Origin of the sequence: Agromyces sp. NPDC052230, assembly GCF_040679595.1 — a bacterium.
Lineage (GTDB): Bacteria > Actinomycetota > Actinomycetes > Actinomycetales > Microbacteriaceae > Agromyces.
On sequence record NZ_JBFAVC010000003.1, the window covers coordinates 76,471 to 100,823 of the forward strand.

The following is a 24,353-nucleotide window of genomic DNA, read 5'->3' on the forward strand; positions in this document are numbered from 1 at the left end:
TCGCCCGGACGGCGAAAGGGCCAGCCGGGCAGCGAAAAGGCCGGGCCGCAGAACGCCTCTCGGCGCGAGGCCGCTCGAAGCGGCGAATATTGGAGCCCGGGGTTACTGCGGCCCGGCCTCGACAAGTGTAAACCAGCCTCGCCGGGCGTTCATTCCCCACCGCGACGACTCCGTCGCGTTCATTCCCGGCCCCGAGCCCAGCTCCCGAGCCCGTGCTCGAACGCCCAGATGACCACATGCACGCGGTCGGGCAGTTCGAGTTTCGCGAGGATCGATGCGATGTGCGTCTTCACGGTATTGGCGGTCAGGAACAGCCGTTCGCCGATCACCTCGTTCGAGGCTCCCGTCAGCACCTCCGCCAGCACCTGGCGCTCGCGCGGGGTGAACGGCGTGAGGAGGGTCTCGGGGTCGGCCGGTTCGGGCACCCGTGCCACGAAGTCGAGGAGGCTCGCCGTCGCCCGAGGCGCCACGACGGCATCGCCGGCGTGCACCGCACGGATCGCTGCGGCCAGCTCGTCGCTCGACGCGTCCTTCGTGAGGAATCCGCTCGCCCCGGCCCGGATCGCGGCGAAGACGTACTCATCGAGGTCGTACGTGGTGAGGATCAGCACGCGGGTGCCCGGCTGGGTGTCGAGCAGGCGCTCGGTGGCGGCGATGCCGTCGAGCCGAGGCATCCGGATATCCATCAGCACGACGTCCACCCGGTGTGCGCGTGCCGCCTCGAGGAGCTCCGCGCCGTCCGCGGCCTCGAAGACGAACTCGAGATCGTCGTGCACCTCGACGATCGCGCCCACGGCCGAACGAATGAGTTCCTGGTCGTCGACGATCGCGACCCGGATGCGTGGAGCGACGTGCTGCTCAGACATCCGCTGCCTCCTCGGAGCCGGTGGGGAACGTCGCCCGGGTTCGCCAGCCGCCGCCGTTGCCCGGACCGCTGTCGAGGCGCCCGCCGAGACGCTCCACCCGGTCCCGCATGCCCCGGATGCCGCTGCCCGCCGCCGGGGCCGAGGACCCGGGCCGCGACGTGCCGTCGTCGACGACCTCGAGCATGAGTTCGTCGGCCCCCCAGTGAAGTCGTACCTCGCTCGAGGTCGGTGGGACGGTGTGCCGCAGCGTGTTCGTGAGCGACTCCTGCACCACGCGGTAGATGACGAGTGCCATCCCCGGGCTGACCGCTCTCGATTCGCCCGTCTCGACGAGGGTGACCGATCGTCCGGGCGCCGTGGCCCGCTCCACGAGGGCGGTCAGCTCACCGAGACCGGGACTCGGCTCGCGAGGTGCGGTCCGCGGCGAGTCCGCAGCCGGCGCGTCGACGAGCACCCCCAGGAGTCCGCGCATGTCGGCCATGGCGGCACGACCCGTCGTGACCACGTGTTCGATCGCCGCGCGGGCCCGCGCCTCGTCGCGGTCGAGCAGCACGCGCGAGGCCTCCGCCTGTGTCACCATGACGGCGAGCGAATGCGAGACGACGTCGTGCAGCTCCCGGCCGATGCGTCGCCGCTCCTCGGCCACGGCCGCGCGCTCGGCCTGCAGGCGGAGCTCGGCGGCCTGCCGCGCGCCGAGGTTCTGGGCGGCCCGTCGACGCGCGGACTCATGCCGGTAGCGCCCGAGTGCCCACGCTGCGCCGATCGCGGCGACGAGGAATCCCGCGAACGCCAGGAGCACGGCCGGCTCGGTGTTCTGCCCGCGCATCACCGCGACGACCGTCATCAGCGCGGCGCCGAGCACGCCGATGGCCAGCCCGGCGGCGACGGCGATCCGGTCGTCGCCCGCCGCCGTGGAGAACACGAACACGAGGTATACCGCCGCGCTGGGGAACAGCGAGGCCATGAACGGTTGTCCGGGCAGGCTCGCCACGGTGAGCATGAGCATGATGGCGGATGCCGCGAGCAACGCGCCGCGCGGCCATCGTCGCCGAACGACGACGAGCAGGTGCAGCACGACGAACAGGCCGACGATGACCGCCGGCCACGCGGTATCCGGTGGGCTCGGAAACGCCGCGAGGAGTTCGATCACCGTCACCGGAAGGAGCGCGGCCCCCAGCGCGGCCGCCCAGACCCAGTCGGCCGCGGACGGCGATCGGCTCTCGTCGCCGGCGACTCCGGCTTCGGGGAGGCCGGATGCCGCCTCGCGCCGCACAGCAGCCGAGGGGAACCAGGAACGACTCGATGCACCCATCCTGCGGTCCACGGTACTCGTCTGCTCGGCACCCGATCTCGCCCGTTCGGGTGAGGCGGCCGGCCGTCGCCCACTGCGACGCTGATCGCGCCCGTACCGACCGGTGCCGGGCGACCAGCGGAAGGAACGAGCACGCACCATGGCTGCGACAACATCTTCGGAGAACGGGCGACCGACGATCGCCGTCACGAGCGAGCGACGAGATCGCGTCGCCCGGACAACCACGTTCGCCGCGCTCATCACGTCATCGGCGATCGCCGGACTCGGGCTCGTCTGGCTCGCCGCACCGGGCCTCAATCCCTTCGCCTCCGACCTGATGCGCAGTGTCGCGGCCGACGTGCTGGGTGCCGGAGGGGTGGCGATCGCAGCACTCGGCCTGGGCCTCGTCGGCGCCGTGCTCGCCGCGATCCTCGTGGCGCGACCGCGAGCCGTCGACCGGGGAGGCGTTGCTCTGGGCGCCGCGGCGCTGGCGGCGGCGCTCTGCCTCGCCCTCGGCAGCGTGCACATCATCGCGCTCGCCGGCTACCTGTTCGGGCTCGCAGCGGTGGTGGCCGGCATCATCACGGTCTCGGTGATCGCCGTGCGGGCACCGAGACTCGGAGTGCCGCTCTTCGTGCTGCTCGTCGCTGTCGTGGCGGCGGCCGCCTCAATGGGACTCACCGGCGCGGCCGTCGTCGAGTTCGGCGCGACGTTCTGGGGCGCAATGGTGAAGGATGCGCCGAATGTCGGCGTCTCCGCCGCGATCGTGGCCGCGATGCTGGCCTGGGCGACGATCATGGTCATCGCCGTGGGGGGATCCGCAGGCGGACGGCGATTCGAGGCATGGCTCGTGCGCCACCGTCGGGTGCTCACCGTCCTCGCAGCCGCGGGGCCTCTGCCCTACGCGGTCGCGCGCGCCTCGTGGCTGACCCCGTGGCCGCTGTTCGGCCCGAGTGGTGAAGAAATCCCCGCGACGACGCTCGCCACGGGCCTCATGCTCGGCAGCGGTGCCGTGGCGGCGAGCCTCCTCACCCTCGGCCTCATCCTGCCGTGGGGCCTCACGTTGCCGCGGTGGATGCCACGCATCGGCGGACGTCCGGTGCCGACGGCAGCAGCCGTGATTCCCGGATCGTTCGCTGCGGCCGCCCTCTGCGTCTCGGCCGGCTCGATGTTCCTGTTGAACACCGAGGGGCCCGTGGACGCATTGCTCCTGAACCTGGTGCTGCCGCTCTGGTTCTGGGGACCGATGCTCGCGCTCGCGGTCTGGGCGTACGCGGCGTGGCGGCGGCGCCTGGCCGCGGATGCCGTGTGATGGGTCACGCCGAGCCGGCAGTCTCAGTCGAGCGGCGGGCTCAGTCGGGCGGCGGGCTCAGTCGAGCGAGTCGCGGCGCCACAGCCTGGCGCACGCGGCGAACTCGTCGGCCAGCTGCGTGAGACGGAGCGCGCGCTGCGTGAGGCGACCGGATCGCTCGGGGTGCGCGGCATCCGAGGCATCCGCGTCATCGGCGAGGCTCGCGAAGCCCGCCGCGACGACCCGGGCGAACGCAGCCGCTCGCTCGAGCGCCACGGCGAAGTCTCCGCCGAAGAGGCCCCGCAGGATCTGGTCGGCGAGCTCCCGCACCTCGGCGGGGCCGGCCGGGATCGGAGCTCCCGCGACCACCTGGTCGATCGTGTGCGACACCTCGGTGCCGCGCTGGAAGGCGAGGCTCAGGCCCACCGGGTCCTGCCGGATGAGCGTGCGCAACAGGTACACGCGCCAGAGCGCGCCGGGCAGGCTCTTCGGCGAGGCATGCGACCACAGCTCGGCGATCGCGTCGATGCCGTGCTCGTCGGTGAACGAGACGAGGCGCGCCACCACGTCGGGGTCGGGATCCGAGCGGACGCGTGAGAGCAGGGCCGCGGCGGTGTCGTGGGCGACGCGGCTGACGTGTGCGGGATCCTCGGCGCCGAGGAAGCCCTCGAACATGCCCGGTGGGAACCGCGTGGGTCGGTGGAAGTCTGAAGCCATCGCCGCACACCTTACCGGGCCTGGCCGAAAGCGGTCGCAGGATCAGCCGGTCGGCGCCCTCCCCGGTTGGCGAGCCACCTCGATCAGTCGGCCTCGGCCGCGCGAAGCATGAGTGCGGACCGCCAGTTCGCCCCCATCCGCTCGTAGGTGATCTTCGCATGGCAGTTGCGGCAACGGACGTCGCACTTCGCGATCTCGGCCATCTCGTCTTCGCCACCTGAGCGGCGACGGCCTTGCGATGCTTCTCGAGGTTCTCGGCGTAGTAGCGTCGCGCCCTCGCCGAATTGCACGCGCGACAGACCGACTGCAGCCCGTCGGGCGACGCGGAGCGCGTGTTGAAGTGAACTCGTTCGAGCGCGTGCCCGCACGTGGAGCAGATCTTCACGTTCCTCCTCGCGACGGCGTTGGAGCCAGCGTAGGACCGGCCACGGACATGGAGGCGGTACGGCCGCGGCCGCCATTTCGCGTGCCCACTCCGCGATACCCATGGCAGGGTGCGGCACGGGGCCCGACGATGAGGGCTGTTAGGCTGATCATGCCCCTATAGCTCAGTTGGTTAGAGCAACGGACTTCAAAACAGAACAAATGGAGCGCCAGCGCCGAAATGCGTTGGATGACCGCCGCTATATGCTGGAACACCCTGAGAGCCCGAGGTACTCGCCCATTTGGGCAGTGACAATCCGAGGGATTGGGCAATCAGCAGGTAACCGTGAGGGAACCTCAGAGACTACACGCGGCGCACCTGACCGGAGTCACCTCCGAAGGTGAAGATATAGTCCAGACTGCAAGCCGCTCGCCGGTGGCTGGGGAAACTCAGTGCAGCAGGTTAATCCGTGGGTCCAGGGTTCGAGCCCCTGTGGGGGCACACATCATCACCACGCCGCGCCCGCTGCCATGCGCATGTCCGCGCCGGGGTGTCAAGGCCCTTGGCGACTGCGCCTGCTGCGACGTACAACTGTGGCATCGGGCGAAGACCCGAGGCAGACGGGCCGGGCCGGCCGGCGCAGCGCAACGACCACGCGCTTCCCAGGACGCGTCGACCGGCCGCGGTCCCCCGCACGCAGTCGGTGAGGCACGCTCCCGGGCACCGCCCGACGGGCGTCCGAGTTGCCGCGTGCACATTCGGACGTTCCCGTCCTGGCGGCTCCTCCCCAGGTTCCCCTTCCTGCACGACGACGTGCAGGTGAGTCTCACCGTAGTCTCCGGGATCGGGTCGCGCCAGCGATCGCACCCGTATTGGGGTGGCCGGCGGTGGTTCCGATCCGCACCCGGGCCGACGAGGTCAGTCCACGAGGGCGCGGAACCCCGTCATGAGGGCCACCCGCTCGGCGGAGGTGCGAGCGATGGGCGTCACCGCCAGTGTCGTCACGCCCGCGGCACGGAATGCCGCCACCCGCTCGGCGACGTGCGAGGCGGGCCCGATGAGGGAGATCGCGCGAACGAGCTCATCGGGCACGGCCGCGACCGCCTCGTCCTTGCGCCCGTCGAGGTACAGGTCCTGGATCCGTGTCGCCTCCGCCTCGAAGCCGTACCCGGCGATGAGGTCGTTGTAGAAGTTCTTGCCCCGAGCTCCCATGCCCCCGATGTAGAGGGCGAGCTGCGGCTTGACCGCGGCAACGGCCGCCGCCGCGGCATCCGCTCGATCGGTGATGGCGAGCGCGGGGCTCGCGAACACGTCCAGCGGCGCGAGCCCCGCGTCGCGCTTGGCGGCGCCGGCGGCGAGCGCCGCGCCCCAGGTCTCGGCAGCACGTTCGGGGTGGAAGAACATGGGCATCCAGCCGTCGGCGATCTCGGCGGTCTGCTCCACCGACTTCGGCCCGAGCGAGGCGATGGTCACCGGGATCCGCTCGCGCACCGGGTGGTTGATGAGCTTCAGCGGCTTGCCGAGCCCGGTGCCCTCGCCCTCGGGCAGCGGGATGCGGTAGTTGCGGCCGTCGTGCACGACCAGCTCGCGGCGCCACACCGAGCGGCAGATCTCGACGATCTCGCGAGTGCGCCCGAGCGGCGCGTCGTAGCGCACGCCGTGGAACCCCTCGATGACCTGCGGGCCGGATGCCCCGATGCCGAGCTCGAAGCGGCCGTCCGAGACGTAGTCCAGGCCGGCGGCGGTCATCGCCGTGAGCGTGGGCGTGCGCGTGTAGAGCTGCAGGATGCCGCTCATGAGCGTCATCCGCGACGTACGCGCCGCGAGGAACCCGAGCTGGCTCACGGCGTCGAACGAGTACGCCTCGGGAACGGCCACGAGGTCGACGCCGGCCTGCTCGAGCTCGGCGACCTCCGCGGCCGCCTCACGGAAGCCGCCCGCGTAGTTCAGGAACATGCCGACGCGCATCCGTCACTCCTCATCGTGTGCTGATGGCCGGCGACGTGGCTCGGCCTCTCAGAGGCTAACCGACCGGACACCGGCGGCGAGGCTGGTTGTGCGTGATCGACGAGTCGTCCACCCCGCGACCGGGTTCCCGTGGTGGGTTGCGTGCACCGTTCGCGACATCGCGCGCCTTCAGCGGTCTCCGAGGCGGATGCCGCAGGCTGGAGTCCCGGCGTTCCCGCGCCGGGCGGCAGGAAGGAGCACCCGGTGAGTTGGAGCCTCCTGCTCGACCTCCTGCTGATCGTCATCTTCATCAGCTCGATCGTGGTGGGCTACCGCCGGGGACTGCTGCACACGGCCGCCGGTCTCGTCGGTCTCATCCTCGGCGGCATCGCCGCATACTTCGCGATGCCGTGGGTGGCAGCCGCCGTCCCGCTGCCCGAGTGGCGGGCTCCCGCCGCGATCGTCGCCGCCCTCGTGCTGCTCTCGCTCGGCGGGTGGCTCGGGGCCCTGGTGGGCGGCGCACTCCAGCACGGCGCCCGCGCCGCGAAGCTCGGCGTGCTCGACCGGGTGCTCGGCGCGATCGGCAACCTCATCGTCACGGCGTTCGTCGTCGCGCTCGTCGGATCGGGCATCTCGGCGATGGGCGTGCCGGTGCTGTCGCCCGCCGTCGCCGGCTCGCGAGTGCTCTCCACGCTCGACCAGGTCACGCCGGCGCCGGCACGGAGCCTGCTCGCCGAACTCCGCACGGCCACCTTCGGCGGTGCGATCCCATGGCTCGTCGACGTGCTCGATGCGCCGACGCGGGCGCCGCAGTTGCCCGCCGGTGGCCTCGACGACGCCGAGATCGCCCGCGCCGCCGAATCGGTGGTCCGCATCACGGGCACGGCGTTCCAGTGCGGCAGCAACATGTCGGGCAGCGGATTCGTCGTGGCCGAGGACCGGATCGTGACCAACGCCCACGTCGTGGCGGGCGTCACCGAGCCCATCGTCGAGGCGCCCGGCGAGGACGCCGTGCATGGGCGCGTCGTGGCATTCGACGCCGAGAACGACTTGGCGCTCATCGCGGTGTCTGGTCTCGAGACGCCGCCGCTCACGATCGCCGATGCACCCGAGGGCGCTGACGTCGCCGTCGCCGGCTATCCGTTCGGCGGGCCCCTCGAGCTGCGACCGGCGCGCGTCATGTCCGTCGGGCCCATCACCATCCAGGAGGCGGGTCGTACCGCCACCCGCGAGATCGTGACGCTCGCGGCGGAGGTCGACCACGGCAACTCCGGCGGACCGGTGCTCACGGGCGACGGCGCCGTCGGCGGGGTGGTGTTCGCGAAGTCCGACTCGGTCGCGAACGTCGGATACGCGATTCCGGTTGCGACGCTCGCGCCGCTCGCCGCCGAGGCGTCGCAGCTCACCGAGCCCGTCGACTCGGGCTCGTGCGTGCGCTGACGCCGACGACGCCGTGAACGCCGCGGACGCTCAGTCCCGGTCGCCCGCGAGATAACGCTGCAGCGTCGGCGCGATCCACGCCACCAGTTCGTCGTGGCCGAGTTCGACGACCGCGGGGAACCGCAGCACATAGCGCGTGAGGGCCATCCCGAGTACCTGCGAGGCCGCGAGTGCGGCGCGCGTCGCCGCCTCACGGTGATCGGTCGCGAGCTCGCGGGCGACGGGCAGGAGCTGCTCGGCGAACACGTCGCGCATGCGCTCAGCCGCCTCGGAATTCGTGGCGGCGGCTCGCAGGATCGCCTGCAGGGTGTCGTCCGACTCCCAGCGATGGAGGAAGTGTCGCGCGAGCACCTCACCGAGGTGCTCCCTCGGCACCTCTGCAAGCCGGGGCATCCGGATGTCGAGCTCAGCAGCGGCGGCGAAGAGCTGGGGCTTGCTGCCGAAGTACCGCATGACGAGTGCCGGGTCGACGCCGGCATCGCCGGCCACCTGCCGGATCGTGGTTCGCTCGAAGCCGTCGCGCGCGAAACGCTCCCGCGCGGCCAGACGGATGCGCTCGCGGGTTGCGGGCCCTGATCTCGCGCGGTCGGGCATCTGCGGATCGACTTCGGCCATGCCCACATCCTAGTCAACACCTGTTGACTTGAATGGCACGCCAGCGTTAGCGTGGAAGTCAACAAGCGTTGACCAAGGAGATATCGATGGACGAGAAACAGGACGTCGTCGTCGTCGGAGCCGGGCCCACCGGACTGCTGCTGGCGGGCGATCTCGCCGAGGCCGGTGTCGGGGTCACCGTCCTCGAACGGCGGAGGGACGAATCGAACCTCACCCGCGCGTTCGCCGTGCACGCACGTTCGCTCGAGGTGCTCGACATGCGCGGCTGCGCCGATGACCTGCTCACGACCGGCGCGCAGGTTCGAGAGCTGGCACTGTTCGGCCGGGTGCGGGTGGACCTCGGCCGATTGCCCAGCCGATTCGCGTTCATCCTCATCACGCCGCAGTACGAGACCGAGCGCGTGCTCCAGCTGCGGCTCGATCGCCTCGGCGTACGAGTCAGGCACGGCGCCGAGGTGACCGGCGTCGAACAGGACGACGCGGGAGTCACCGTGACGCTCGAGGACGGCACGTCGGTGCGGGCGCGCTACGTCGTCGGCGCCGACGGTTCTCGCAGCGTCGTGCGCCGCGCCATCGGTCGGCCGTTCCCGGGGCGGTCGGTGCTGCGGAGCATCATGCTCGCCGACGTGCGGTTGGCCGAGCCCCCCGCCGACGTGCTCACGGTCAACGGGGTGCGCGAGGGGTTCGCGTTCATCGCCCCGTTCGGCGATGACTACCACCGGATCTTCGCGTGGGATCGTCGACGGCAGGTCGACGAACACGAGCCGCTCGAGCTCGACGAGGTGCGCGACATCACCCGGCGCGCGATGGGCACGGACTTCGGCATGCACGACCCGCGCTGGCTCTCCCGCTTCCACAGCGATGAGCGTCAGGTGCCCGAGTACCGAGTCGGCCGTGTCTTCCTGGCCGGCGATGCCGCGCACGTGCACTCGCCCGCGGGCGGGCAGGGCATGAACGTCGGGCTGCAGGACGCCGCCAACCTCGGCTGGAAGCTCGCGGCCGTGATCCGTGATGGTGTGCCCACAACCCTGCTCGACAGCTACCACGCCGAACGGCACCCGGTCGCGGCGGCCGTGATCCGGGGCAGCGGCGGGCTCATCCGGCTGGCGATGATGAAGTCCCGGCCCGGCCGGGCTGTGCGCGACCTGGTCGCGCGCGCCGCGTTGTCGATCGACCCGATTGCGCGACGCATCACCGGCGAGGTGTCGGGAATCGGCGTGCGCTACCCCGCCCCCGCGGGGGCGGCGAACGAGGTCGGAACCCGCATGCCCGATGTCGACCTCGCCGACGGCGGTCGCCTCTTCGAGGCGCTCCGCGGTCGCCATCACGTGCTGCTGAGGGGGCGCGGCGCGTCGGACCCTCAGTTCGGCGCCGCGTCCGGCGTCCTGCCGGCAGGCACCGTGATGGCCGTGCCGGCGGAGCCGCTGCCCACCCCGGTGCTGGTTCGGCCCGACGGGTACGTGGCGGCGACCGGTGGTCTCGAGACGGATGCCATGCGCCCTCCTCGACCCGCCGTTTCGCTCAGTCGGCGCTGAACCCCTCGAAGCGGATGCCCCACGAGAGCTGCCACTCCTCGCCCGGGTCGAGCCATCTGAGGCCCCGTCCGGAGTTGAATGCCTCGGCCGGTGCCGTCATCGGTTCGACGGCGATGGCGACATCGCCGTCCTCACCGGGGAAGTCGCGCGTCGTGAACACCTGCACGTAGTCGAACTCGTCGTCGGCCCAGATCGACACGATGCGGCCGTCGGGGGCGGTGAGCGTGTGGGTGACCGCACCGTCGTGGCTCCCGACCTCCCCGAACGCGTCGTCGAGGGTCACGTCGCCCACGCGGCGGCCCTCCCGGAAGTCCCACTCGGTGCCTTCGACCGGCACCTCGCCCGTCGGCAGCAGCCGGTCGTCGACCTCGATGTGGCTCGCCGCGTCGAGGCGGAGGACCAGGTCGGCCGTCGGCACCCCGCCGATCTTCACGTACGGGTGAGTGCCGATGGCGACCGGCGCCGCCTCGACGCCGAGGTTCTCGATGAAATGGGTGACCTTCAGTCCGTCGGCGACGAGCTCGTAGTGCACTGCCGTGCCGAGGAGATAGGGGTAGCCGAGCTGCGGGTACACGTTCGCCTGAAGCGTGACCGAGTCGCGTTCGCGGGTGATCGGCCGGTACTCGGTGTAGCGCAGCAGGCCGTGGATCGCGTTGTTGCGGGCCGGCTCGGTGATGGCGAGGTGCCGCTCGACGCCGTCGTGGGTCCAGATGCCGTCGCGGATGCGGTTCGGCCACGGCACGAGCACGATGCCCGCACCCATGGGCTGCGGCTGGTCTTCGGGGTACTCGGGGACGAGCTGGATCCCGTTGATGGTGAGCGTGCGGATGCCGGCGCCCACCGCCGTGACCGTCGCCATGAGGTCTCCGCTGGCGGTCGAGGTCTCGAGGACGAAGTGCTCGCCCGTGGGAAGAGTCATGGATCCACTTTAGGGTCTCACGCGAGGTGCACCGCGAGCCCGACGGCCTCGAGCTCGGCCACCAACGGGAGGGGGGCCGCGGCATCCGTCACCAGCTCGTCGAAGGCGTCGATCGGCGCGATCCGGCCCAGGTGCACCTCGCCGAGCTTGGAGCCATCGGCGACCACGATGCTCCGGGCTGCGGCCCGCAGCATCAGCGCCTTGACCGCTGCCTCGGGGAGGTTCGCGTTCGTCACTCCGTGCACGGGATCGACCCCGTTGCAGCCGATGAACGCGAGGTCGACGTGGATCTCGTCGAGCATCGACCCTGCGAGCGGATGCACGAGCGAGTGTTGCCTCGGCCGCAGCGTGCCGCCCGTGATGACCACCGTGAACCGCGGGATCTCCGACTCCAGCTCGAACGCGATGGAGAGCCCGTTCGTGAAGACCGTGAGGTCCTCGAGGTCGTCGCGGGCCTTCAGGGCCCGAGCGATCTGCAGCGTCGTCGTGCCGACGTCGAGGATGATGCTCCGGCCGCTCCGTACGAGGGAGGCCGCGTGCCGGCCGATGCGTCGCTTGGGTTCGACGGATGCCGCGAGCGCCTGCTCGAACGTGGGTTCGCGGTCTGGTCGCTCGACGGCGAGCGCCGATGACACGGGCACCGCGCCACCGTGCACGCGCCGGATCTCGCCGCGGCGCTCGAGCGCGTCGAGATCGGCCCGGGCGGTGACGGTCGTCACGCCGAACGCCGCGCTCAGCTCGGCGACGCGCACGAAGCCCTGCTCACCCACGAGGGCCAGGGCGAGCTCGCGTCGCCGCGGCGCGTCGAGCGCGGGGTGTGTCGCGTCGGCTGCGGCATCCATCATGTGCAAATTCTCCGCTGATGTCAGCTGCTTTGCAATACGAAAGCAGGTTGTTGGCGAAACGAAAGTCGCGTATCGTTGCCGCGTGCAGACGGATCCCCGCATCGCCGTACGCCCGGCGAGGCTCGCCGACGGACGCGAGCTCATCTACTTCGACGACGCCGACACGACGCTCCCACCCGAGCGCGCGCTCGATGCGCGCGCCCTCGACGCGCGCCCCGCGACGGCGCAGATGCGACAGGACGCGCTGACCGGCGAGTGGATCTCGATCGCCGCCGCGCGACAGAACCGGGTCTTCCTGCCGCCCGCCGACCTCGACCCGCTCGCGCCGCAGCGGCCGGGCAATCCCTCGGAGATCCCGAGCACCTATGACGTCGCGGTGTTCGAGAACCGCTCGCCCTCGTTCGGTCCCGAGACGGCGTCGACGGATGCCCCGAGCGCCGACGCGCTGGCGCAGCTCCGCCGGGTGGGGCTCGAGCGCACGCGTCCCGCCGTGGGCCGATGCGAGGTGGTGTGCTTCAGTCCCGAGCACGAGGGTTCATTCGGCACGCAGAGCCGCTCGCGCGCCCGCACCGTCATCGAGGCGTGGGCGCAGCGCACGGCAGCGCTCTCCACGCTGCCCGGGGTCGAGGAGGTGTTCCCGTTCGAGAACCGCGGCCGCGACATCGGCGTGACGCTGCCGCATCCGCACGGTCAGATCTATGCCTACCCCTACGTGACCCCGCGCACCGAGCGACTGCTGGCCTCGATCGACGGGTACGGGCCGGCGCTCATGGCCGACATCCTCGAGCGAGAGCGGAACGGCCCCCGCGTGCTGATCGCCGGCCTGCACTGGACGGCGTACGTGCCGTTCGCGGCGCGGTGGCCCATCGAGGTGCACCTGCTCCCCCACCGGCACGTGCCCGACTTCGCCGAGACGACGCTCGCCGAACGTGACGAGCTCGCCGTGGTGTACCTGCGGCTCCTCCGTGGCGTCGACCGCCTCTACGACACGCCGACCCCCTACATCGCCGCATGGCATCAGGCGCCGGTGCGTGAGCATCGCAACGACGTGCGGCTCATGCTGCAGCTCACGAGCCCGCGGCGCGCGGCCGACAAGCTGAAGTACCTCGCGGGCTCAGAAGCGGCCATGGGAGCCTGGATCGGTGACGTGACCCCCGAGGCGCAGGCCGAGGCGCTGCGCGCGGCGATCGACGGAGTCGAGATCGAAGGAGTCGAGATCGAGGGAGTCGAGGCGTGAACGAGGTCGATCAGGCGATGCACGGTTTCGCCGAGTGGTTCGGACGTCGGCCCCTCGGCGTCTGGTCGGCACCGGGCCGGGTGAACCTCATCGGCGAGCACACCGACTACAACGACGGCTTCGTCTTCCCGTTCGCGATCGACCGCCGCACGGCGGTCGCCCTCGGCGACCGTGACGACCGGTTCGTGAGGGTCACGTCGAGCTTCACGTCCGAGCCGGTCGAGATCCATCTCGACGAGCTCACACCTGACGCCGTGGAGGGGTGGTCGGCCTATCCCCTCGGCGTGGCGTGGGCGCTCGGCGAGTTCGGCGCCGACCTCGGTCACGTACGGGGCGTCGACCTGCACGTCGCGAGCAGCGTGCCGATCGGCGCGGGGCTGTCGTCATCGGCCGCCATCGAGTGCGCCGTCGCGCTGGCCCTCGACGAGCACTGGGGGCTGCAGTTCGACCGCCCGACGCTCGCCAAGATCGGTCGCCTCGCCGAGAACCGCGTCGTCGGCGCGCCGACGGGCATCATGGACCAGTCGGCATCCCTCCTCGGCGAGGCCGACTCGGGTGTGTTCCTCGACTGCCGAAGCCTCGACGCCGACGTCATCCCCCTCGGATTCGCGGCCGAGGGCCTCTCGCTGCTCGTCATCGACACGCACGTCGCGCACGCCCACGCGAGCGGGGGCTACGCGGCGCGACGTGCCTCCTGCGAAGCGGGCGCACGTGCCCTCGGCGTCGGCTCGCTGCGCGACCTCCGCACCGACGACCTCGACCACGCCGCCGACGTGCTCGACGACGAGACGTTCCGGCGGGTGCGGCATGTGGTGACCGAGAACCAGCGCGTGCTCGACACCGTGCGCGCGCTGCGCGAGCACGGGCCCGGCGCGATCGGTCCGTTCCTCGACGCGTCGCACGTGTCGATGCGCGACGACTTCGAGATCTCGGTACCCGAACTCGACCTCGCGGTCGCGACCGCCCAGGCGAACGGCGCCATCGGCGCGCGCATGACCGGCGGGGGATTCGGCGGTGCCGCGATCGCGCTCGTGATCGACGCGCTCGTGCCGATCGTGACGCGTGAGGTGACCGCGGCGTTCACCGAACGCGGCTACCGGGAGCCGACCGTCTTCACGGTGCGGCCGAGCCAGGGCGCCCGGCGCGACGCCTGAGCAGGTTCAGGCCCACTCCTCGGCGAGGATCCCGTAGGTGAAGCCGTCGATCCAGCCGAGCTCGGCGTGCCAGGAGTCGCGGACCCCGTGCTGCTCGCGGCGCATGCCGAGCTTCTCCATGACCCGCCATGAGCCCACGTTGTCGGCGAAGCATCCGGCCGTCACCCGGTGCAGGCCGAGCTCGGTGAATGCGAGGTCCAGCATGGCCCGGGCGATCTCAGTCGCGAAGCCCTTGCCGGCGTGGGCGGGATCGACGAGATAGCCGAGGAGCCCCTCCGCTCCGCGCCAGGCATCGCCGTCGAACTGGCCCATGCCGTCGCGCACGTCGAGCGAACCGGTGCCGACAACCACGCCATCCAGCACGGCCACCGCCGTGTGCTGGAGCGGGTCCTCGACGCTGCCGAGCCACGCGGCGCGGAACGCCTCGGGGTCGACGGTCGTGCGCAGCAGCCAACGGATGACCTCTGGTCGGTTGCGCCAGGCGAGCACCTCGTCGAGACGGTCGCGCGTCGGCGTTTCGAGCACGAGCGGTCCGGCGGTGCGCGGCCAGGCGACTGCAGCCGACGTCATGCGCCCACCGGATCGCCGGCCGACGGCTCGACGGCCCGCGGTGTGCCGCCCGTGATCCGCACGAGCTCGGCGAAGCTGGTGGGGAACACCGTCTTCGCGTGCCCGGCGGCCGCCCACACCCGGTCGTAGCGGGCGAGCTCGGTGTCGACGTACGTGCGCACGGGCGACGGATGCCCCACCGGCGCGACTCCCCCGATGACCTGCCCGGTGGCCGCCTTCACGACGTCCTTCGATGCCCGGCCGATGACGCCGCCGAGCTCGGCGCCGAGCCACTCGGTGTCGACGCGATGCGCACCCGAGGTGAGCACGAGGATGGGCTCGTCATCGAGCGTGAAGACGAGGGAGTTCGCGATCTGGCCGACCTCGACGCCGAGGGCATCGGCGGCGAGCTGCGCCGTCGTCACGGCGTCGTCGAACCAGACGATCTCGGGGGTGAGGCCGTATCGGGCGAGCGCGGCGGCGACACGATCGACCGCGGCGTGCGAGGGTGCGGAGGTCTGCTCTGCGGGCATGGATCGATCCTACGAGCGGATGCGGCATCCGCTCGGCACCCGGATCGTCACGACCCGTTCGCCCGACTGTCGTAAGGTGCGATCGTGAGTGCTCCCGCGTCTCCCGCGTACGATCGCCTGGCCCGCCGGCTCGGGCTGCGCGATGCCGTCGCGATCGGGCTCGCCGCGATGATCGGCGCAGGCGTGTTCGCCGTCTGGGCCCCTGCCGCGCAGGCCGCCGGTGCGTGGCTGCTCGTCGGGCTCGCGATCGCCGCCGTCGTCGCCGTCGCGAACGCCGGGTCGACGGCGCAGCTCGCGGTGCGCTATCCCGAGGCGGGCGGCGCCTACCGATACGGCCGCGAGCGGCTCGGCCCGTGGCCCGGATTCCTCGCGGGATGGGGGTTCGTGATCGGCAAGACCGCGAGCTGCGCCGCGATGGCGATCACCGCCGCGGCGTACCTCGTGCCGTCCGCGTGGCAGAAGCCCGTCGCGGTCGCCGCGGTGGTCGTGCTCGTGGGCGTCAACGTGCTCGGCGTCACGCGCACCGCGCGCGTGGCGTCGGTGATCGTCTCGGCGGTGCTCGCGGTGCTCGTCGTGGTCGTCGCGGCGGGGATCGCCTCGATCGCCGGCGCCGGATGGGCGACCGGCGGCCTCGGCGACACCTCGTCGATCGTGCCGCCCGTCGGCGCTCCCGACGGCGCCGCGGCGGCCATCGCGAGCACTTACGGTGTCCTGCAGTCGGCCGCCCTCATCTTCTTCGCGTTCGCGGGCTACGCCCGCATCGCGACGCTCGGCGAGGAGGTGCGCGATCCCACGCGGACGATCCCGCGAGCGATCGGCGTGGCGTTCGCCATCGTGGTCGTCGTGTACGCGGCAGTCGGCACGGCGGCGCTCGGCGTGCTCGGGCCCGGTGCGCTCGCGTCGTCCGCCGCACCGCTCGTCGACGTGGTCGGCGTCGCCGGCTGGCTCTGGGCCGAGCCGATCGTGCGCGTCGCGGCGGGCGTCGCCGCACTCGGATCGCTGCTCGCACTCATCGCGGGCGTCGGCCGCACGGGCCTCGCGATGGCGCGCGACGGCGAACTGCCGCGGCCGCTCACCACGGTGCATCCGCGATTCGGGGTTCCGCACATCGCGGAGCTCACCGTGGGCCTCGCCGTCGTCGTGCTCGTGCTCGTCGCCGACCTGCGCGGCGCCATCGGCTTCTCGTCGTTCGGCGTGCTGCTCTACTACCTCGTCGCGAACGCGTCGGCCCTCACGCAGCCGTCCCGCGAGCGGCTCGTGCCGCGCTGGCTGTCGTGGCTCGGGGCGATCGGATGCGTCGCGCTCGTCGTCACCCTGCCGCTGCCGTCGATCGTGGCGGGCATCGCGGTCTTCGCCGTCGGCGCGGTGGTGCGGCTCATCGTGCTGGGGGCGCGCCGCCGGCGGGGCGGAGCGCCGCCTGCCACCCCCACCGCGAGCCAATAGGCTGGCGCCATGAGTGCAGATCCCTCGGCCCGCATCATCACGATCGCGGGCATCCCCGCCCCCGTCTGCGACGAGCGCGCGTTCGTCGCCGCGGGCGCCGTCATCGTCGGCAACGTACGCCTCGCCCCCGGTTCGAGCGTCTGGTACAACGCCGTGCTCCGCGCGGAGGCGGAGCCCATCGTGCTCGGCGAGGACTCGAACCTGCAGGACGCGGTCGTCTGCCACGTCGACGGCGGGTTTCCGCTCACGGTCGGTCGCGGCGTCTCGGTCGGGCATGGCGCGGTGCTGCACGGGTGCACGGTCGAAGACGACTGCCTCATCGGCATGGGTGCCACGGTGCTGAACGGCGCGGTCATCGGCGCAGGCTCGCTCGTCGCCGCCGGCGCCGTCGTGCTCGAGGGAACCGTCGTGCCGCCCGGCTCGCTCGTCGCGGGCGTGCCGGCCAAGGTGCGCCGCGAGTTGTCCGAGGAGGAGCGCGAGGGCATCAAGCGCAACGCGGGTCACTACCTCAAGCACGTGCAGGAGCACACGGCTCCGGTCGACGACTGAACCGGGCCGGCGTCAGCGCACGGGGCTCGAGGCCGCGGCACCCGCACCCGCGGGCATCGCCTCGATCGCCCGGGCGAGCTCCGGATCCCGTTCGCCCGCGACCCATCGACGCAGGCGGCGCAGCCGACGCACGACCACGCGAACCGCGAGCCCGGCCGCCCACGACGGCGCCCCGAGCACGCTGCGGTCGTACCGGCCGAGCATGCGACGATGCTCGTACGCCGTGCGGAGCGCACCGCCCACGAGGTCGTGGCGGCGTTCGAGTCTCGGCAGTGGCACGATCTCCCGGGCCGCGACCGATGCGTGCAGTCGACCGACCCAGTCGTCGGCGTCGCGGCCGTGGAAGTAGTTGTCGGCCAGCCACGCGGCATCCGCGTGCCGGAAGCGGCCCTCGACGAGTTCGTCGGTCGACCCGAAGAGGCCCGACCCCTCGAACACCGTGTTGATCATGGCCGGTGAGACTCCGAAGTCGTCGAGGAGGAGCACCGGAAGCCCGAGCGCGACCGCCTCGAGCGCCGCCGTGGAGCTCACGGTGACGAGCGCGGTCGCCTGGGCGAGCTTCTCGGCCATCGGCCCGTCTTCGACCACGAGGTTCGGCGGGACGCCGTCGACCAGCTCGCCCAGCAGGTCGGCGTAGTCGTACTCCTCGTGGTGGGTCTGCGCCTCGCCGCGCCGGGCGCGCACCTTGACGACGACCCGCCGCTCGGGGTGCCGGCGAGCGTGCGTGGCGAGCGCCTCGAGCACGCGCACGCGGTCGTCGCGCTCGCGGGGAACCTTGGCCTGGGCGGCGAAGACGAGGTCGGTGCGATCGGATGCCGCAGCCGGGGGTAGCAGCAGGCCATCTCGAGACCCGTCGGCATCGACGCCCGCGAGGAACGGCAGCGTCGCGAGCCCGAACCGGCGATCGATCGCGAGCTCGGCGGCGTTGGCGCGGAACTCCCGCACCTCGCGCCGGCTGTGCAACACGACGAGATCGGTCTGCTCTCGGTAGATCACCGCCTTCGGCACCGCGGGGATCGTGAGCCCGGGGAACCCGCTCACCAGCACCGGCCGGTCGTCACGACCCGCGAGACGCGGTGCGACGACGCGCACGAACGGCCCCCGCAGCGAGAGCAGCACGGCGTGCGGGTCGAACCCGTCGATCACCACGTCGAGGTGGTCGAGATGGCGCACCTCCGCATCGGCGGACGTGAAACGGGTGCCGGCGAGCGCGTCGACGAGTTGGCGTCCGCTCGGCATCACGGGCGACTGCAGCACCACGAGCCGGCTCGTCCACGACGGGGGCAGCGTCGAAGCGAGGGCCGCGCCCCACTTCACGTACGAATCGGAGTCGGCGACGACGAGCAGGCGCCGGCTCGCGGCATCCGTCACCAACGGCGACGACGGACTCACGCGGCGACCCGGCGGAGCTTCGCGCGCGGCGCCTCCTCACCGGGGAAGACGCGCTTCACGCCGTCGCCCATCGCGTCGCCGATGATCCGGATGTCGCGCACGAGGTGCGCGAAGCCCTGCGGCTCGAGCGAGGCGGCCTGATCGCTGCCCCACATGGCCCGGTCGAGCGTGATGTGCCGTTCGACGGCGACGGCGCCGAGCGCGACCGCGGCGAGTGAGATCTGCAGGCCGTGCTCGTGGCCCGAGTAGCCGACCGGGACGCCGGAGAAGCGACCGCGCAGCGTCTCGATCATGCGGAGGTTCGCCTCCTCGGCGGGCATCGGGTAGCTCGAGGTGGCGTGCATGAGCACGAGGCGGTCGGTGCCGAGGGCCTCGACGGCGCGGTCGATCTCGTCGATCGTCGACATACCGGTGGAGAGGATGACGGGCTTGCCCGTCTCAGCGAGGGCGGCGAGCAGTTCGAGGTCGGTGAGCGACGCCGACGCGACCTTGTGTGCGACCACGCCGAGTCGCTCGAGGAACTCGAGCGAGGGCACGTCCCACGGCGAGGCGAACCAGTCGATGCCGGCGCGCATCGCGTATGACGCGATCTCGAGGTACTCGCGCTCGCCGAACTCGACGCGGCGGCGGTAGTCGAGGTACGTCATGGTGCCCCACGGCGTCTCTCGAGGAACGTCGCGCATGTGGTCGGGCGTCGCGATCTCGGGCGTCCGCTTCTGGAACTTCACGGCCTGCGCACCCGACTCCACTGCCACGTCGATGAGGCGCTTCGCGATCTCGACGTCGCCGTTGTGATTCAGGCCGATCTCGCCGATGACGTAGACGGGCGCGTCGGGGCCGATGATCGATCGGCCGATGCGTACGGACATGCAGTACTCCCTCACTCAGGGTCGCGCGAGTGCGCGGGATCGGGGGCGGCGCGGCGGGCGCCGGGCTCGCGGGCGGGTTCGCGCAGGTGCTCGCGGGCGGCGAGGATCAGGTCGGCCAGCTCCCGTACGGCGCCGTGGCCGCCGGGGCTCTGCAGCACGTGGCGTGCTGCCTCGAGCGCTTCGGGTGCGGCATCCGGCACCGCGACGGGCCAGCCGACGAGGTCGAGCGCCGCCAGGTCGCCGCGGTCGTTGCCGAGGTACGCGATGCGGTCGAGTCGGATGCCGCGAGCCGCCGCCCAGTCGCGGAGCACCTCGCCCTTCGCGGCGACGCCCTGCTCGCACTCGACGCCGAGCTTCTCGGCCCGGCGTCCGACCACGGGGTTCTCCTCGGCGGAGAGGATGAGCACGGGGATCCCGGCCGCGCGCAGCCGCGCGACCCCGTGGCCGTCGCTGCGACTCACCCGCACCGACTCCCGGCCCAGCTGGTCGACCATGACGGTGTCGTCGGTGTGCACGCCGTCGAAGTCGGTGACGAGCGCGTCGACGTCGATGAGCGGATGCTGCGGGCCGAGGTCGCGGTCGACCCGCACGGCGAGCGTGCGCGCCCGCTCCAGGTCGGCGGCGTCGTCGATCTCGATGGCGTGGTCGGGGTGGACCGGCTGCACGCCGACACGCCCGAAGAAGCGGTGACCCGCGTCTCGGAATCCGTCGGCGGTGAAGACGTAGAACGCGCCGGTCTCGGCATACTCGGGCGTGCGGTCCTGCCGGCGCAGCCGGTGGGACATCTCGTGGTTCACGCCGACGGCGGTCGAACCGATCTCGCGCCAGAGGAAGACGTGGGTGGGAGCCGCCGAGAACACCGCGTCGCGCTCACCGCTCGCGACCCGCTCGACGGCGGCGTCGAGATCGGCGGGGTCGATGAAGGGCGAGGTCGCCTGCATGAAGACGGTCATCTCCGCCGCCTCGGCCCCCAGCACCTCCAAGGCATGCAGCACCGCCGACTCGCTCGACGCCTCACTCCCGGCGAGCGCGGCCGGCCGTTCCACCACGTCGGCGCCGGCGGCGCGCGCGGCCTCGGCGATCTCCTCGTCGTCGGTCGTGACGACCACGCGACCGATCCGGCGCGCGGCCGACGCCGCCCGCACGGCACGCGTGATGAGGGGCACCCCGCCGACCCGGGCCAGGTTCTTGCCGGGCAGCCCCTGCGAGCCGCCACGAGCCGGGATGATCGCCGTCGCGACGCCGGCTGCGGCATCCGCTCGCCCCGCTCGCGTGCCCGCGTGCTGCACGGCGGCGACGGCGGACGGCGCCTCGGCGAGGTCGATCTGGGCCATGGCGCGAAGCTACGCGCGCCAGGAAGCCGCCCGGTGCACGACCGGTGAACGCCAGCCGACCGAGAGGTCGACGAGCGGTGCCGATACCGCGGGCAGCGTCCGTCCCGGTCCTCCTCACCCGCGAGGAGGACCGGGAGGATCACACGACGGTGCCCTCAGTCGCGCCCGATGCCGCCGCCGCTGTGCTTGCAGGCGAAGCTGTCGGCGCTGTCGGGGTCACCCGACGTATACCGCGCCACCGAGGGGTACGGGCACAGCGGGCGGCTGAGGTCGTCGGCCCAGTCGGCGGGAACGTCGGGATTGGCCGGGTTGACCCACGCGTCGATCCGGTCGGGGGCGGATCCGTACTCGACCCAGTCCACCAGGGCGGTGAGCCCCGCGTACTGGTCGGTCGCGGGACCGCCGCTCACGTGCCCCATGCCCGGCACCTCGAAGTACCTCGCGAACGCATCGGCCTTCTGCCCGTAGTTCGCGTCGAGTTCGTCGTACCAGGTCGCGGTGTCGTCGACCGAGAAGACCCCGTCGGATGCGCCGTGGACCACGATCATCTTCCCGCCGCGATCGCGCAGCATGTCGAGCCTCGTGGGGTCGGGCGGCGTCATGAACTCCATGCCGCTCTCGGTGTAGATGCCGCTCGTGGCGTAGATGCTCTGCGCGATCGCGTCGATGTCGGCCGTGAGCGGTGAGGCGGGGATGCTGGGATCCGGGGGTGTGCCGAAGATGAATCCGATGGCACCCGGATCCAGGATCCTGGAGGCGAAGAACTTCCAGAACGCCCAGTTCGGCTGGGCGAGGCCCGGATCGAACGGGAACGAGCTGTAGATCTCCTCGCCGCCGCTCGTGCGGGCTCCGGCGAAGACGGCGGCGACGACGGCCTTCTGTTCGGGGGTCAGGCAGGTGCCGTCGCGCTCGGCCGCGCAGGTCGGAACGTCGCGATCGATTTCGAAGGCCTTCTGGCAGCGCTCGCTGTCCTGGACGAGTCCGTCCTCGAGCCGGTCGAGCCCGTCGCATCGGGCGAGGACGGCGCCCGCGATCACCTGCCGTTCGGCGGGCGTGAGGGCAGTGTTGAGGTCGGCGACGTTCGTGGCCACCGTGGCCCACTGCTGTGCGCCCCACACCTGGGCGACGGCAGCCTGCGGCAGGTTGAAGCCCGGGGCCACCGCGAGGAACCCGTCGTACTGGTCGGCGTAGCGCGCCGCGCCGACCATCGTGTGACGCCCGCCGTTGGAGCCGCCGGTCATGTACGACCGGTCGGGGCCCTTGCCGTAGGCCGCCTCGATGAGGGCCTTGGCCATGGGCGTGAGGGTGCCGACGGCCTGGTACCCGTAGTCCAGCCGAGCCTGCGGGTCGATCCCGAACGTCGGCCCCAGCGAGCCCGGGTGCCCGGCATCCGAGCTGATCACGGCGAAGCCGAGCTGCAGGCCGCTTTCACTCCCCGCTCGTCCGAGCGCGGTGGCGACATTGCCGTCAAGGCCGCCGTTGCCTTGGTAGAGATAACGCCCGCTCCAGTCGGTCGGCAGGCGCATCTCGAAGCCGATGCGATACGTCTGACCGTCGACGTCGCTGACGCGTTCGTTCATGTGGCCGCGAACGAGGCAGTGCTCGTCGACCTCGACGCCCGACAGCGGGCCGGCCGCGACGCGTTCGGCGCTCGTGATCACGGTGCTGCCGAACGCGAACCCGAGGAGCGATTCGCACTCCGCGAGGGTGCCCGGCTCGGCCGGCGCGAGCTGCGGGAGCGCCGTGGGCGACGAGGTGGGATCGGCCGCGGCGGCTGAGGCCCCACCGGTGATCATCAGCGCCACGGCTGCGGTCGCCGCGCCGAGGGCGACCGCGCGCATCGGGCGCATCACCGCAGCCTCCTCGGTATCGACGACGGTGACGGTCGGGCGCTGCACGTGCTGATGGATGACATGTCGATCCTCCCCTGGAACGCAACGCTGCGCCCCTCGCGCACAGCGTACGAGGGATCGATTGCACACTGCAATGGTTGAATTTCACATCGAGTCACGTGGACTCCCGGTCGGGGCGGTCGCCGCGTACGGTCCTGCTACCGTGGTGCCGTTGACGGCCGAAGGGATCCGAGCGTGGCGGAAGAAGTCGGCCGGGTGCTGCTCGACGACCTCGGGTTCCTGCTCGCCCGCGCCAGTGCCGTCGCCGTCGCAGCGGGGAACGATGCGCTTCGGCCGCTCGGATTGACCGTCCGGGCGTTCGCGACGCTCTGCCTGGCGGCGGAGAACGACGGCATGACGCAGCGGGAGATCTCCGACTTCCTCCGGCTCGACCCGAGCCGCGTCGTCGCGATCGTCGACGACCTGGAGGATCGAGGCTTCGTCGCACGAGCGGTGACACGTGCCGACCGCCGGATGAAGGCCGTGATCGCCACGCCCGCGGGTCGTGAGTTGCTCCGGAAGGCCGTCGCCGCCACGCGCGAGGCTCAGCGGGCCGCCTTCCCCCTGCCCACCCCCGAGTCTCGCGCCGAGGCGACCCGGATGCTCCGACTGCTCGCCTTTCCCGACGAGCGCTGATCGAGCCGACCCCGCCCAACCGACCGGTCGGCGGTCGACTAGCGGCGCTGCAGGCGCAGCTCGGCCGCCTTCACGACGTTGGCGAGCAGCATCGCGCGGGTCATCGGACCCACGCCGCCCGGGTTCGGCGAGAGGTGGCCGGCCACCGACGCGACGGCCGGGTCGACATCGCCGGTGAGCCGGCCCTTGCCCGTCTCCTCGTCCTGCACGCGCGTGATGCCGACGTCGAGCACGGCGGCGCCGCCTTTCACCCAGTCGGGCTTCACGAGGTGGGGCACGCCCACGGCCGCCACGACGATGTCGGCGCGGCGCACCTCATCGGCGAGGTCGACGGTGCGCGAGTGGGTGAGCGTCACCGTGGCATCCAGCCCCTTGCGCGTGAACAGGAGGCCGAGCGGCCGACCAACGGTGAGGCCCCGGCCGATGACCGTGACGTGCTGCCCCCGGATGGGCACGTCGTACCGGCGCAGCATCTCCACGATGCCGGCCGGGGTACACGGCAGCGGCGAGTGCAGTTCGCCCTCGATGCCGAGCACGAGCCGGCCGAGGTTCGTCGGGTGCAGGCCATCGGCGTCCTTGTCGGGGTCGATGAGCTCGAGCATCGCGTTCTCGTCGTGGCCGGCGGGCAACGGGAGCTGCACGATGTAGCCGGTGACCTCGCGCGCGGAGTTGAGGTCGCGGATCGCCGCGCGCACGTCGGCCGTCGACGCCGAGGCGGGCAGGTCGACGCGGATCGACTCGATGCCCACCTCCGCGCAGTCACGGTGCTTGCCGGCGACGTACGAGTGGGAGCCGGGATCGTCGCCCACGAGCAGGGTGCCGAGTCCGGGCACCACGCCGTGGGAGCGGAGGCCGGCGATACGGGAAGCGAGCTCCTGTTTCACCGCGGCGGCGGTCGCGACGCCGTCGAGCGTGATGGCGGTCATGGTCTCTCC

General features: G+C 71.8%; 22 protein-coding genes. 8 read left to right on the plus strand and 14 right to left on the minus strand.

What is annotated here, in order from left to right; genetic code table 11:
- Positions 1 to 179: 179 nt before the first annotated feature.
- Both AB0K73_RS08075 and AB0K73_RS08080 read right to left on the minus strand, forming a co-directional pair.
- Entirely contained in the window at positions 180 to 866 is a 687-nt protein-coding gene (locus AB0K73_RS08075; protein ID WP_360516902.1) for a response regulator transcription factor, read from the minus strand.
- A complete protein-coding gene (locus tag AB0K73_RS08080; RefSeq protein WP_360516899.1) occupies positions 859 to 2,178 on the minus strand; it encodes a sensor histidine kinase in 1,320 nt (439 codons plus the stop codon). Before AB0K73_RS08080 ends, AB0K73_RS08075 begins: the two co-directional genes overlap by 8 nt.
- 139 nt (positions 2,179 to 2,317) lie before the next feature.
- Between AB0K73_RS08080 and AB0K73_RS08085 the strand changes: the two genes are divergently transcribed.
- The gene (locus AB0K73_RS08085) at positions 2,318 to 3,469 is read left to right on the plus strand and encodes a hypothetical protein (RefSeq protein ID WP_360516896.1); all 1,152 of its coding nucleotides are present in this window, start codon (positions 2,318 to 2,320) and stop codon (positions 3,467 to 3,469) included.
- 57 nt (positions 3,470 to 3,526) lie between these two features.
- On the opposite strand, the gene AB0K73_RS08090 is transcribed toward AB0K73_RS08085, so the two are convergent.
- Complete coding sequence (locus AB0K73_RS08090) at positions 3,527 to 4,165, minus strand: DNA-directed RNA polymerase subunit beta (RefSeq protein WP_360516894.1); 639 nt, start codon at positions 4,163 to 4,165, stop codon at positions 3,527 to 3,529.
- Positions 4,166 to 5,447: 1,282 nt separating this feature from the next.
- Positions 5,448 to 6,497 carry an LLM class F420-dependent oxidoreductase gene (locus AB0K73_RS08095; protein WP_360516891.1) on the minus strand — a complete coding sequence of 350 codons (1,050 nt, stop codon included), beginning with the start codon at positions 6,495 to 6,497 and terminating at the stop codon, positions 5,448 to 5,450.
- Between the two features lie 243 nt (positions 6,498 to 6,740).
- Here AB0K73_RS08095 and AB0K73_RS08100 point away from each other — a divergent pair, with 243 nt between their 5' ends.
- Positions 6,741 to 7,916, plus strand: coding sequence for a MarP family serine protease (locus AB0K73_RS08100; RefSeq protein ID WP_360516888.1), 1,176 nt, complete (start codon positions 6,741 to 6,743; stop codon positions 7,914 to 7,916).
- A 30-nt stretch (positions 7,917 to 7,946) separates the two neighbouring features.
- Here AB0K73_RS08100 and AB0K73_RS08105 read toward each other — a convergent pair whose 3' ends face one another.
- Positions 7,947 to 8,531: a TetR family transcriptional regulator gene (locus AB0K73_RS08105; RefSeq protein ID WP_360516885.1), complete on the minus strand. Its 585-nt coding sequence runs from the start codon at positions 8,529 to 8,531 to the stop codon at positions 7,947 to 7,949.
- An 86-nt stretch (positions 8,532 to 8,617) separates the two neighbouring features.
- Here AB0K73_RS08105 and AB0K73_RS08110 point away from each other — a divergent pair, with 86 nt between their 5' ends.
- A complete protein-coding gene (locus AB0K73_RS08110) occupies positions 8,618 to 10,066 on the plus strand; it encodes an FAD-dependent monooxygenase (protein ID WP_360516882.1) in 1,449 nt (482 codons plus the stop codon).
- Here the strand turns inward: AB0K73_RS08110 and AB0K73_RS08115 are convergent.
- Both AB0K73_RS08115 and AB0K73_RS08120 read right to left on the minus strand, forming a co-directional pair.
- Positions 10,053 to 10,985: an aldose 1-epimerase family protein gene (locus tag AB0K73_RS08115; RefSeq protein WP_360516879.1), complete on the minus strand. Its 933-nt coding sequence runs from the start codon at positions 10,983 to 10,985 to the stop codon at positions 10,053 to 10,055. The genes AB0K73_RS08110 and AB0K73_RS08115 overlap by 14 nt on opposite strands.
- Positions 10,986 to 11,002: 17 nt before the next feature.
- Entirely contained in the window at positions 11,003 to 11,830 is an 828-nt protein-coding gene (locus AB0K73_RS08120) for a DeoR/GlpR family DNA-binding transcription regulator (RefSeq protein WP_360516876.1), read from the minus strand.
- Positions 11,831 to 11,912: 82 nt separating this feature from the next.
- Between AB0K73_RS08120 and galT the strand changes: the two genes are divergently transcribed.
- Both galT and galK read left to right on the plus strand, forming a co-directional pair.
- Complete coding sequence (galT, locus tag AB0K73_RS08125; protein WP_360516873.1) at positions 11,913 to 13,067, plus strand: galactose-1-phosphate uridylyltransferase; 1,155 nt, start codon at positions 11,913 to 11,915, stop codon at positions 13,065 to 13,067.
- A 17-nt stretch (positions 13,068 to 13,084) separates the two neighbouring features.
- A complete protein-coding gene (gene galK / locus AB0K73_RS08130; RefSeq protein WP_360517152.1) occupies positions 13,085 to 14,221 on the plus strand; it encodes a galactokinase in 1,137 nt (378 codons plus the stop codon).
- Positions 14,222 to 14,227: 6 nt separating this feature from the next.
- Here the strand turns inward: galK and AB0K73_RS08135 are convergent, their stop codons facing one another.
- A complete protein-coding gene (locus AB0K73_RS08135) occupies positions 14,228 to 14,791 on the minus strand; it encodes a GNAT family N-acetyltransferase (protein WP_360516870.1) in 564 nt (187 codons plus the stop codon).
- Positions 14,788 to 15,303: a YbaK/EbsC family protein gene (locus AB0K73_RS08140; RefSeq protein ID WP_360516867.1), complete on the minus strand. Its 516-nt coding sequence runs from the start codon at positions 15,301 to 15,303 to the stop codon at positions 14,788 to 14,790. Before AB0K73_RS08140 ends, AB0K73_RS08135 begins: the two co-directional genes overlap by 4 nt.
- Positions 15,304 to 15,387: 84 nt before the next feature.
- Between AB0K73_RS08140 and AB0K73_RS08145 the strand changes: the two genes are divergently transcribed.
- Both AB0K73_RS08145 and AB0K73_RS08150 read left to right on the plus strand, forming a co-directional pair.
- Complete coding sequence (locus AB0K73_RS08145; protein WP_360516864.1) at positions 15,388 to 16,746, plus strand: APC family permease; 1,359 nt, start codon at positions 15,388 to 15,390, stop codon at positions 16,744 to 16,746.
- A gap of 9 nt (positions 16,747 to 16,755) precedes the next feature.
- Positions 16,756 to 17,295, plus strand: coding sequence for a gamma carbonic anhydrase family protein (locus tag AB0K73_RS08150; RefSeq protein ID WP_360516861.1), 540 nt, complete (start codon positions 16,756 to 16,758; stop codon positions 17,293 to 17,295).
- A 12-nt stretch (positions 17,296 to 17,307) separates the two neighbouring features.
- On the opposite strand, the gene AB0K73_RS08155 is transcribed toward AB0K73_RS08150, so the two are convergent.
- From AB0K73_RS08155 to AB0K73_RS08170, 4 genes are all read right to left on the minus strand, one after another.
- A complete protein-coding gene (locus AB0K73_RS08155; RefSeq protein ID WP_360516858.1) occupies positions 17,308 to 18,687 on the minus strand; it encodes a DUF6716 putative glycosyltransferase in 1,380 nt (459 codons plus the stop codon).
- Positions 18,684 to 19,556, minus strand: a complete 873-nt coding sequence (locus tag AB0K73_RS08160) for an N-acetylneuraminate synthase family protein (RefSeq protein ID WP_360516855.1) — start codon at positions 19,554 to 19,556, stop codon at positions 18,684 to 18,686. Before AB0K73_RS08160 ends, AB0K73_RS08155 begins: the two co-directional genes overlap by 4 nt.
- 11 nt (positions 19,557 to 19,567) lie before the next feature.
- Positions 19,568 to 20,890 (minus strand): acylneuraminate cytidylyltransferase, encoded by a 1,323-nt coding sequence (locus AB0K73_RS08165; protein ID WP_360516853.1) that lies wholly within the window; start codon positions 20,888 to 20,890, stop codon positions 19,568 to 19,570.
- Between the two features lie 155 nt (positions 20,891 to 21,045).
- Positions 21,046 to 22,788 carry a tannase/feruloyl esterase family alpha/beta hydrolase gene (locus AB0K73_RS08170; protein WP_360516850.1) on the minus strand — a complete coding sequence of 581 codons (1,743 nt, stop codon included), beginning with the start codon at positions 22,786 to 22,788 and terminating at the stop codon, positions 21,046 to 21,048.
- A 189-nt stretch (positions 22,789 to 22,977) separates the two neighbouring features.
- On the opposite strand from AB0K73_RS08170, the gene AB0K73_RS08175 reads away from it, so the two are divergent.
- Entirely contained in the window at positions 22,978 to 23,418 is a 441-nt protein-coding gene (locus AB0K73_RS08175; RefSeq protein WP_360516847.1) for a MarR family transcriptional regulator, read from the plus strand.
- A 38-nt stretch (positions 23,419 to 23,456) separates the two neighbouring features.
- Here the strand turns inward: AB0K73_RS08175 and AB0K73_RS08180 are convergent, their stop codons facing one another.
- Positions 23,457 to 24,344 carry a bifunctional methylenetetrahydrofolate dehydrogenase/methenyltetrahydrofolate cyclohydrolase gene (locus AB0K73_RS08180; protein ID WP_360516844.1) on the minus strand — a complete coding sequence of 296 codons (888 nt, stop codon included), beginning with the start codon at positions 24,342 to 24,344 and terminating at the stop codon, positions 23,457 to 23,459.
- Positions 24,345 to 24,353 lie beyond the last annotated feature (9 nt).

Excerpts from the sequence above, each read along its gene's own strand:
- AB0K73_RS08085 (WP_360516896.1), top strand. The coding sequence starts at position 2,318 with ATGGCTGCGACAACATCTTCGGAGAACGGGCGACCGACGATCGCCGTC.
- AB0K73_RS08105 (WP_360516885.1), bottom strand. The coding sequence starts at position 8,531 with ATGGCCGAAGTCGATCCGCAGATGCCCGACCGCGCGAGATCAGGGCCC.
- AB0K73_RS08150 (WP_360516861.1), top strand. The coding sequence starts at position 16,756 with ATGAGTGCAGATCCCTCGGCCCGCATCATCACGATCGCGGGCATCCCC.
- AB0K73_RS08165 (WP_360516853.1), bottom strand. The coding sequence starts at position 20,890 with ATGGCCCAGATCGACCTCGCCGAGGCGCCGTCCGCCGTCGCCGCCGTG.
- AB0K73_RS08120 (WP_360516876.1), bottom strand. The coding sequence starts at position 11,830 with ATGATGGATGCCGCAGCCGACGCGACACACCCCGCGCTCGACGCGCCG.
- AB0K73_RS08075 (WP_360516902.1), bottom strand. The coding sequence starts at position 866 with ATGTCTGAGCAGCACGTCGCTCCACGCATCCGGGTCGCGATCGTCGAC.
- AB0K73_RS08180 (WP_360516844.1), bottom strand. The coding sequence starts at position 24,344 with ATGACCGCCATCACGCTCGACGGCGTCGCGACCGCCGCCGCGGTGAAA.
- galK (WP_360517152.1), top strand. The coding sequence starts at position 13,085 with ATGCACGGTTTCGCCGAGTGGTTCGGACGTCGGCCCCTCGGCGTCTGG.
- AB0K73_RS08140 (WP_360516867.1), bottom strand. The coding sequence starts at position 15,303 with ATGCCCGCAGAGCAGACCTCCGCACCCTCGCACGCCGCGGTCGATCGT.
- AB0K73_RS08095 (WP_360516891.1), bottom strand. The coding sequence starts at position 6,497 with ATGCGCGTCGGCATGTTCCTGAACTACGCGGGCGGCTTCCGTGAGGCG.
- AB0K73_RS08115 (WP_360516879.1), bottom strand. The coding sequence starts at position 10,985 with ATGACTCTTCCCACGGGCGAGCACTTCGTCCTCGAGACCTCGACCGCC.
- AB0K73_RS08110 (WP_360516882.1), top strand. The coding sequence starts at position 8,618 with ATGGACGAGAAACAGGACGTCGTCGTCGTCGGAGCCGGGCCCACCGGA.
- AB0K73_RS08160 (WP_360516855.1), bottom strand. The coding sequence starts at position 19,556 with ATGTCCGTACGCATCGGCCGATCGATCATCGGCCCCGACGCGCCCGTC.
- AB0K73_RS08080 (WP_360516899.1), bottom strand. The coding sequence starts at position 2,178 with ATGGGTGCATCGAGTCGTTCCTGGTTCCCCTCGGCTGCTGTGCGGCGC.
- AB0K73_RS08090 (WP_360516894.1), bottom strand. The coding sequence starts at position 4,165 with ATGGCTTCAGACTTCCACCGACCCACGCGGTTCCCACCGGGCATGTTC.
- AB0K73_RS08135 (WP_360516870.1), bottom strand. The coding sequence starts at position 14,791 with ATGACGTCGGCTGCAGTCGCCTGGCCGCGCACCGCCGGACCGCTCGTG.